11 protein-coding genes are annotated in these 7,357 nt (G+C 72.7%); all 11 read right to left on the bottom strand.

Annotated elements, in window-relative coordinates; all coding sequences use genetic code 11:
• Positions 1-123 precede the first annotated feature (123 nt).
• The gene (locus DFQ59_RS19230) at positions 124-744 is read right to left on the bottom strand and encodes a LysE family transporter (RefSeq protein WP_114281365.1); all 621 of its coding nucleotides are present in this window, start codon (positions 742-744) and stop codon (positions 124-126) included.
• 32 nt (positions 745-776) lie between these two features.
• Positions 777-1,361, bottom strand: coding sequence for a methyltransferase family protein (locus DFQ59_RS19225; RefSeq protein WP_114281364.1), 585 nt, complete (start codon positions 1,359-1,361; stop codon positions 777-779).
• 10 nt (positions 1,362-1,371) lie between these two features.
• Positions 1,372-1,929: an HD domain-containing protein gene (locus DFQ59_RS19220; RefSeq protein ID WP_211315010.1), complete on the bottom strand. Its 558-nt coding sequence runs from the start codon at positions 1,927-1,929 to the stop codon at positions 1,372-1,374.
• A gap of 70 nt (positions 1,930-1,999) precedes the next feature.
• Complete coding sequence (gene rhtB / locus DFQ59_RS19215; protein WP_114281363.1) at positions 2,000-2,623, bottom strand: homoserine/homoserine lactone efflux protein; 624 nt, start codon at positions 2,621-2,623, stop codon at positions 2,000-2,002.
• Positions 2,624-2,707: 84 nt separating this feature from the next.
• Positions 2,708-3,424 carry an adenosylcobinamide amidohydrolase gene (locus tag DFQ59_RS19210; protein WP_114281362.1) on the bottom strand — a complete coding sequence of 239 codons (717 nt, stop codon included), beginning with the start codon at positions 3,422-3,424 and terminating at the stop codon, positions 2,708-2,710.
• Positions 3,425-3,438: 14 nt separating this feature from the next.
• Entirely contained in the window at positions 3,439-3,741 is a 303-nt protein-coding gene (locus DFQ59_RS19205; protein ID WP_114281361.1) for a hypothetical protein, read from the bottom strand.
• A gap of 53 nt (positions 3,742-3,794) precedes the next feature.
• Positions 3,795-4,238 carry an SRPBCC domain-containing protein gene (locus DFQ59_RS19200; protein ID WP_114281360.1) on the bottom strand — a complete coding sequence of 148 codons (444 nt, stop codon included), beginning with the start codon at positions 4,236-4,238 and terminating at the stop codon, positions 3,795-3,797.
• A 51-nt stretch (positions 4,239-4,289) separates the two neighbouring features.
• Positions 4,290-4,727 (bottom strand): GNAT family N-acetyltransferase, encoded by a 438-nt coding sequence (locus tag DFQ59_RS19195; RefSeq protein ID WP_245937337.1) that lies wholly within the window; start codon positions 4,725-4,727, stop codon positions 4,290-4,292.
• Positions 4,728-4,800: 73 nt separating this feature from the next.
• Entirely contained in the window at positions 4,801-5,253 is a 453-nt protein-coding gene (locus DFQ59_RS19190) for a hypothetical protein (RefSeq protein WP_114281359.1), read from the bottom strand.
• Positions 5,250-5,600, bottom strand: a complete 351-nt coding sequence (locus tag DFQ59_RS19185; RefSeq protein WP_114281358.1) for a carboxymuconolactone decarboxylase family protein — start codon at positions 5,598-5,600, stop codon at positions 5,250-5,252. The genes DFQ59_RS19190 and DFQ59_RS19185 overlap by 4 nt, the downstream gene beginning before the upstream one ends.
• Positions 5,601-5,709: 109 nt before the next feature.
• Positions 5,710-7,308: a YiiX/YebB-like N1pC/P60 family cysteine hydrolase gene (locus DFQ59_RS19180; protein ID WP_114281357.1), complete on the bottom strand. Its 1,599-nt coding sequence runs from the start codon at positions 7,306-7,308 to the stop codon at positions 5,710-5,712.
• Positions 7,309-7,357 lie beyond the last annotated feature (49 nt).

Below are 7,357 nucleotides of genomic sequence, written 5' to 3'. Positions count from 1 at the left end.
GTTCCGTGTTCCGTGTTCCGTGTTCCGTGTTCCGTGTTCCGTGTTCCGTGTTCCGTGTTCCGTGTTCCGTGTTCCGTGTTCCGTGTTCCGTGTTCAGTCATAGTGTAGTGCCTGGTGCGCGCGTCACGGCCAGCCCAGCAGCGCCAGGCCGTCGCGCACGAGCAGCGCGGCGAACAGCCACAGCAGCAGCCCCAGCACGGCCATCACGCCCCGGTAGAGGCCGCCGCGCAGCAGCGCCCGGGCGTGGCCGGCGAACCACGCCAGCAGCAGCTTGGCGCCCACCAGCAGCGCGTAGAAGGCGGCCAGGAAGGCCGCCGCGGCCGGCCAGCCCGGACCGTCCCAGGCCCGTACCACCAGCGGCCCGCCCACCCCGATCCAGAACAGCCAGGGATGGGGGCTGAGGGCGTTCACCAGCACGCCCCGGCGCAGGGAGCGCGGGGCGTCCGCCGGGGCCGCCGCCGTCGGCGGCCGGGCGCGCAGGCTCTCCCAGCCGAGCCGGAGCACCAGCGCCGCGCCGGCCAGCGACAGCAGGCCGAGGGCCGCGTCATGGCGCGCCAGCCCGGCCAGCAGCCCCAGGGTCAGGGCGATGATGGGCAGGTCGGTCAGCAGCGGCGCGACGGCCACCCGCGCGCCGGCCCGGGCGCCGTGGGCCAGCGTCTCGCTGATGACCAGCGCCAGCAGCGGGCCCGGCGCGAAGCCGGCCGCGGCGCCCAGCAGCAGCCCGGCGGCGAGATACTCCTGCATCGGCTCTCCGGTTCGGGAAACAGGCGGACAGCTTACCTCAGGCGCGGGATGAGGCGCGGCACGCGGCGGCAGTACTCGGCGTAGGCCGCGCCGAAGCGCTCGCGCAGCTCGCGCTCCTCCAGCAGGACCACCGCGTACAGCGCCGGCAGGGCGAGCAGGTACAGCACCCAGGTGGCGAGGTAGTTGGTGAGCAGGGCGTAGCCGAGCAGGCCCACGGACAGCTCCAGGTAGCGGGGATGGCGCACGTGGGCGTAGGGCCCGCCGGTGACGAGCCGCGGGGGCGAGCGCCCGGGCGCGATCTCCGGCAGCCCCAGCAGCATGGCCACGCTCATCCAGCGGCGCACCCACAGGGCCAGCCCCAGCGCCGCGGCCAGCAGCGCGCCCCCGGCGATCACCAGCGGCCAGCGGGTGCCGAACTCCCGCGCCAGCAGCACGCCCCGGGCCTGGAACAGGAGGATCATCAGCAGGATGAGCGGCGTCCACACCAGGGCATAGGCGCGGACGGGCCCGAGCCGGCGCCAGGTGTGGATGAAGGGGTGGACGATGAACCAGTGCAGGAGCGCCGGGGGCATCAGCACCAGCAGGGCCAGGGCCAGCCAGTAGCGGGCGGCGTCCATGCCCGGCGGCTCAGTCCGCCCCGGGGTCCAGCGCCGCGCGGCCCGCGGCCAGGGCGGCGTCGAAGCGCGCCTCGAGGGCGGGGTTGAGGCCGCGGCAGCCGGCCACCACCGCCTCGGCCCAGTCCAGGTACTCCAGGCAGCGGCGGCGCGGCCAGCCCGCCGGCGGCCGCCCGGTGATGTCGTGCACGTTGCAGTACTTGTCCGCCAGCTTGATGCGCCGCGCATCGGGGCTGGCGTGGGGGGCGTTCTCCACCTGCAGCCGCTTGCGCGTGCCGCCGGGGAGGGACTTGTCGTCGCTGACCTCGTCCACCAGGCCCCGCACCCGCGCGCCGAAGCGCGCCTCGATCTCGGCGGGCGTGGTCCGGGTGTCCTCCACGGTGTCGTGCAGCACCCCCGCCATCAGCACCTCGGTGTCGGTGATCCCCGCCTCGGCCAGCACCTGCGCCACCTCGATGCAGTGGTTGATGTAGGGCGAGGCCGCGCTGTCCTTGCGGCGCTGGTCGCGATGCCGGTCGGCGGCGAAGTGCAGCGCGTCGAGCAGGCGCACGATGGGATTGACGTCGGACATGGGCCCTCCCTGAATGTCTCTGCAAAGATTAACCCGCTTCGGCCCGCGGGGCGACCGGCCGCGCGCGGCGTCAGACCCGGTTGCGGGCCGTGGAGAGCAGCAGCCCGGCGCCGATGAGCACCGTGCCGGTGACGCGGTTCTGCCACATGACCGCGCGGGTGTTGCGCAGCCAGCGGCGCATGCGCGAGGCCATCACGCTGTAGCCGGTCATCACCACCAGGTCCACCGCCAGCAGGGTGAGGCCGATGAGGGTGAGCTGCAGCGGCTGGGGCCGGTGCGGATCCAGCACCTGGGGCAGCAGGGCCACCAGGAACACCAGCGCCTTGGGGTTGGTGAGGTTCACCAGTGCCGACTGCCAGAAGGCGCGCCAGGGGGAGAAGGCCACCCCCACGCCCTTGAGCTTCAGCTCCCCCGACTCGCGCCACTTCTGCACTCCGAGCCAGACCAGGTAGATGACGCCGATCCACTTGATGAGGGTGAACAGGGTCACCGAGGCGGAGATGATGCCGCCCAGGCCGATGCCCACCACCAGGAACTGGGTCATCCAGCCCAGCTGCAGCCCGAGCACGGCGAAGAAGGCGTTGCGCACGCCGTGGGTGAGCCCGTAGCTCATGGAGGTGACCGCTCCCGCCCCGGGCGAGAGGCTGATGAGGATGGCGGCGATGAGCAGGGTAATCCAGACTTGCAGGTCCATGGATGCTCCCGACCCGGCGCAGGGGGAAGTGGGTTGCCGGTAAGGGGTGGAATTATACGCCTCCGGCGCGCCCCCGGCGCGGCCTCACACCCAGCCGCGCAGGGAGTCGGTCAGGGCGTCGATGACCGCGCGGGCGATCATCTCCCCGAGCAGGGTGTGCTTGCCGCACCACTCGGCCACCGCCGGCCCGTGGCCGCCCGCCACCGCGGTGGCGTCGGTTCCCGTGCCCGTGGCCGTGCCGCCCGAGACCGGGGAGAAGACCCCCAGGCCCTGCAGCGCCGCGGCCTTCGCCTCGGTGGCCACCATCAGCGCCTCGGCCAGGGCCGCCGTCCCGAGGCGGGCGTCGGTCAGCACCAGGGTGTTGATGGTGCCGCCGGCGGGCGGCGGCGGGTCGAAGGTCCGCCACTCGGCCCGGTCGCCGGCCCGGCGGGCGTTGGAGACGCCGGCGGTCACCAGCGCCGCCACCCGCACGCCGCCCTCGCGCAGGGCCACGTAGCGGAGCGAATCGAGTGACGCGGAGGTCATCATGCCCACGGTCGCCGGCGCCAGACCGAGGGCCCGGGCGCGGCGCGCCAGGGTCGCCCGGGGCGGTTCGTGCCCCGCCGCGGCGCCGTCGTGGTTGGCCGCCACCCGCAGGATCAGCGCCCCCGCCGCCTCCACCAGGCCGCCGTTGTGGATCGCCGAGCTGAGCACCGGGCGGGGCGTGGAGAATCGCACCACCGCATGGTCCCGCGTCAGCTCCAGGCGGTGATCGTCGGCGGGCGCGCCCGCCGGCGGCCGGGGCTGGGGGTGGCGCGGCATCGGACCTCCGCGCCTCAGCGCAGGGCCAGCCGCCCCAGGATCGCGGCGCAGAAGGCGCCGACGCCCACCATCAGCAGGAGGGAGAAAATCCCGCCGGAGCCGTCGTAGAGCCCCATGCGCGCCCCGAACATGAGGCCGAACAGGGCGCCCAGGATGGCGATGACGCCTATCCGCAGCCGCCGCTGGCCGGGGGTCAGCCGGCGCCGGGGCGCCTCCCCGGGCTCCAGGACGGCGCCGCACTCGGGACAGGTGTCGTGGCTGGCGGAAACGGTGATGCGGCAGCTGGGGCAGTGCTTCAGGCGGATTTCGTTGGCCATCTCGGTACCGGTGTTCTCCGTGACGTTCGGGGGCGAGGCGCTATTCTACACATTCAGGGCGTCCCGGCGGCCTCGGCGCGCGCCTTCAGGGCCGCGTTCATGGCCTCGAAGCCCGCCCGGGTCGGCGCCGCGACGCGCCGCCAGAGGAAGGGCACCAGGAAGCCGCCGAAGCGCTCCCACTGCTCCAGGCGCACCCGCCCCTCCCCCTCCGGGTGGATCCCGAAGCCGTGCTCGCCGTCGAACAGGCCCGGGACGCCGACCCGGCCGAGCCAGCGCAGCTGGCGCCCGGGCAGCACCGCCAGCAGCCGCGGGCGGAAGGTCATGGGCCTCCCGCCCGGGGGCTCGATGCGCAGGGTCAGGCGCGCGCCCGGCTCGAGGACGCCCTCGGCCGCGGTGATGAAGGGGTTCCAGTCGGGGTAGGCGGCCAGGTCGGCGAGAATGGACCAGACCCGTTCGGCCGGCGCCTCGATGAGGATCTCGGTGTGCAGCTCACGCATGGGGATGCCCCGTTAACCGCGGCGCCGCCCGGCCGGGGCGCGCGCGGGCGCTCAACGCTCCTCCCGCAGGCGCTTCATGAAGTGAAGGCTGCCGCCGTCCAGCCCCTCGCGCGCGTAGAAGCGATGGGCGTCGACGCGCTGCCGGCCCGAATCGAGGTGCAGCTGGTCGCAGCCCAGGCGCCGCGCCTCGGCCTCCAGCCAGGCCAGCAGCGCCCGCCCGTGGCCCCGGGAGCGGGCGTCGGCGGCGGTGACGAGGTCATCCACGTAGAGGAACCGGCCCCAGGCCAGGTTCAGGCCGGTGCGGTAGCCGGCCACGGCGCGCACCGCCCCGGCCTCGCGCAGGGCCGCCAGCCGGTAGCCCTGCTCCATCTGCGCGCGCACCCGCGCGACGAACTCCCCCGCCGCGAGCCGGGGGCGGAGCTGGACCATTACCGGGAAGCAGGCGGCGATGTCGGCGTCGGTCGACGCCGGCCGGATCTCGGGTTCCAACGGGGTTCTCCTCTCTGCACCGTCCGTCACGAAGGCTACACCATCCCCCGCCGCCGGCGCGGCCCGGCGCCGGTCAGGCGCCGGCCCCGCTCTCCTCCAGCGCCGTGCGGATGGCCGCGGCCAGGGCCCGGGGCTCGTCGGTGCCGATGCGGTAGCGCCGGCCCGGGGCGAGGGTGATCTCCACCGCCTCCAGGCCGGAGACGTTGAACAGCCAGCCATGGGGCGTGTAGCGGATGCCCCAGCCGTAGTACCAGCGGTTGCGCACCGGTTCCGCGGCGGTGATCTCCGCCAGCGGGAACGTCCGGCGGATCAGCCCGACGCCGAAGCGCAGGCTCACTCCGCGCGGGTCCACCTCCACCACCAGGCGCCAGAACAGCAGCAGGGCCGGGACCAGGATCGCGAGCGCCACGCCCAGGGCCGGGTGCCAGCCCTTCACGGCGATGACCGCCAGCACCACCAGCGCGGCCCCGCCCAGCAGGACCACCTGAAGGGTGCCGAACTGGACATGGCGGTAGTGGACGGTCACGGGGATCCGGCGCCGAAGACCCGCTCCATCACCTCGAGGGCGAAGCGGGCCGAGACGGTGGCGGGGCCGCCGCCCATCTCCATGCCCACCTCCACCGCCTCGAGCACCTCCTCCGGCGTGGCGCCGGCCAGCGCCGCCTGCTCGATGTGCCACTGCATGCACGATTCGCAGTCGATGGTCACGGAGATGCCCACGGCGATGAGCTCCTTGTGCCGCTTCGCCAGCGCACCGTCGCCGAAAGCCGCCCGCTCCATGTCGAGGAAGGCGGCATAGACGCCCGATTTCAGCTCCAGCAGGCGCTGGTGCGCCCGCCTGCGCCGGCGCGACATCTCGTCGAATCTGTCCATCCGCGGTTTCTGTCCCGGGTCATCCGATGTGGAAATTGTAGCGCGTGCGCTCCATGAGCGGAGCCGGCGCCGGCGTCGGGCCGAACGCCGCCAGGGAGCAAGGCCACGATCACAGCCTTGACTCCCCCGCACTGCCGGGAAGCGCGGGTTCCGGCGGCTCCTGGACGAGCACGTGCCATTTGGGGCGCCGCCAGCTCGCCCGGAAGGCTGCCGGCGTCGACTCCTCCGCCCGCTCCCCTCGCTCGTAGCCATCGAGGAACAGCACCAGATCGAACAGGGGGGCGGCGGTATCGGCATTGCGGTCGTAGAGCCGCGCCAGGCCGTTGGGCGTGACCACCGGCCGCCCGAGGATGGTCTCAGTCTCCAGGGGCAGTCCCTGCCGGGACCCACCAGGCTCATAGGCCTTGTAGACCAACTCGGAACAGACCAGCGCCGAGTCGGTGCGGAAATCGAAATCGAAGTCGTAGGGCCGTCCGCTGTAATGGAATGCCTGATACAGTGCCGCGGCCTTCTCCTGCCGGGAAAGGCGGGGGCGCAGCACGGCCAGCGAATCAGCCGCCGCGGTATGCTCCAGTGCGGTGAACGTGACCCCCTCGCCGATGGCCTCGAGCACCCGCGGCACACCCTCCGCCTGTGCCTCCAGGCTGTGAACATAGGCCTCCGGATACCGACGCTGCAGAAGGTCCTCGAAATCCCCGCCGGCACCGCCCCGCCTTTCCAGCCAGGATTGCAGCTCCGGGCCGGAAAAGAAGGCCCGGCGCTCCTCCGGCGTTCCCACGTAGAGCGCGGCATGGGTCCAGAACCCCGGCAGCCCGAGGTTGGAGAGATACCACTCACGGCGCTCCAGGAGGATGTCCCCGGGCAGCAGCCGGGGAATCAGACTCCGGACCTGGGCAGCGGAGATCAGCGCGGTACCCTCCCGGCGGACCCGCGTATCGCCCATGAACCGGGACACACCCGTCTGCACAGGTAGCCAGGCGGAATGCAACCCTCCCCTGAGAACGTCCACTGCGTTCTGCGCAGTCAGAACCAGGCCCCGCCCCTTGCCCATGCGCCAGATGAAATCGCGATCCGACAGAACCGTACCCGGTGGCGACCAGCCCTTTCGCTTCCGGATCCCGGCGACCACCTCAAGGGCGGCGAATTCGGTGGCGCGCAGGCTGTTGAGATAGTGCATCTTGAACCTGGTGTAGGTTCCGGCCGGCAGCCCGATCTCCGGGACATCCTGGTCCAGGATCCCATCCATCCAGGGGTTGCGTTCCACCTCGCCGATGAACTCCAGGGCGTAGCGGTACCCCGCCAGGAAGGCTCCGTATCCGAGGGCGAAGGCGTCGCTGTCACGGGTCAGGTCGCGGGCGTCGAAGCGGGGCATCCACCGGTCACGCAGTTGTTCCAGCAACCGGAGATAATCAAGCACGCTGCTCCAGGCGACCCAGGCGGACATCCGTGCCGCGCGGGCGGGGAAACGCCCGCGGCCGGCCGCTTCGGAGTTGAAGCCTTCCGGGTGGGAGCGGAAGAAGTCCAGGGACGCGGCCAATCCGGCGCGGGCCCGATCGAGGACCGCCCGATCTTCGGCCAGACGCCGCTGCGGGGAGTGGACGTCGCCCTTGCCGGCCGCCGCGACGCACGTCAGAAGCAGCAGCAGGGCAAACGCTGCCCTGCCCCGCCAGTGGCCCCTCCGGGGCCGGTCATCCGGTTTCCGTTCCATGGAGAATCACCCTGTATCCATACACCGCACCCGGCGCCGATCCGCCCGG

The sequence above is a fragment of the Thioalbus denitrificans genome, assembly GCF_003337735.1.
In the GTDB taxonomy this organism is placed as follows: Bacteria; Pseudomonadota; Gammaproteobacteria; order DSM-26407; family DSM-26407; genus Thioalbus; species Thioalbus denitrificans.
The sequence above is the reverse complement of the archived record's forward strand: the minus strand, read 5'-3'. Positions and strand labels throughout refer to the sequence as shown.

Coding starts and splice junctions, on each gene's coding strand:
- DFQ59_RS19230 (WP_114281365.1), bottom strand. CDS start 744: ATGCAGGAGTATCTCGCCGCCGGGCTGCTGCTGGGCGCCGCGGCCGGC.
- DFQ59_RS19225 (WP_114281364.1), bottom strand. CDS start 1,361: ATGGACGCCGCCCGCTACTGGCTGGCCCTGGCCCTGCTGGTGCTGATG.
- DFQ59_RS19220 (WP_211315010.1), bottom strand. CDS start 1,929: ATGTCCGACGTCAATCCCATCGTGCGCCTGCTCGACGCGCTGCACTTC.
- rhtB (WP_114281363.1), bottom strand. CDS start 2,623: ATGGACCTGCAAGTCTGGATTACCCTGCTCATCGCCGCCATCCTCATC.
- DFQ59_RS19210 (WP_114281362.1), bottom strand. CDS start 3,424: ATGCCGCGCCACCCCCAGCCCCGGCCGCCGGCGGGCGCGCCCGCCGAC.
- DFQ59_RS19205 (WP_114281361.1), bottom strand. CDS start 3,741: ATGGCCAACGAAATCCGCCTGAAGCACTGCCCCAGCTGCCGCATCACC.
- DFQ59_RS19200 (WP_114281360.1), bottom strand. CDS start 4,238: ATGCGTGAGCTGCACACCGAGATCCTCATCGAGGCGCCGGCCGAACGG.
- DFQ59_RS19185 (WP_114281358.1), bottom strand. CDS start 5,600: ATGGACAGATTCGACGAGATGTCGCGCCGGCGCAGGCGGGCGCACCAG.
- DFQ59_RS19180 (WP_114281357.1), bottom strand. CDS start 7,308: ATGGAACGGAAACCGGATGACCGGCCCCGGAGGGGCCACTGGCGGGGC.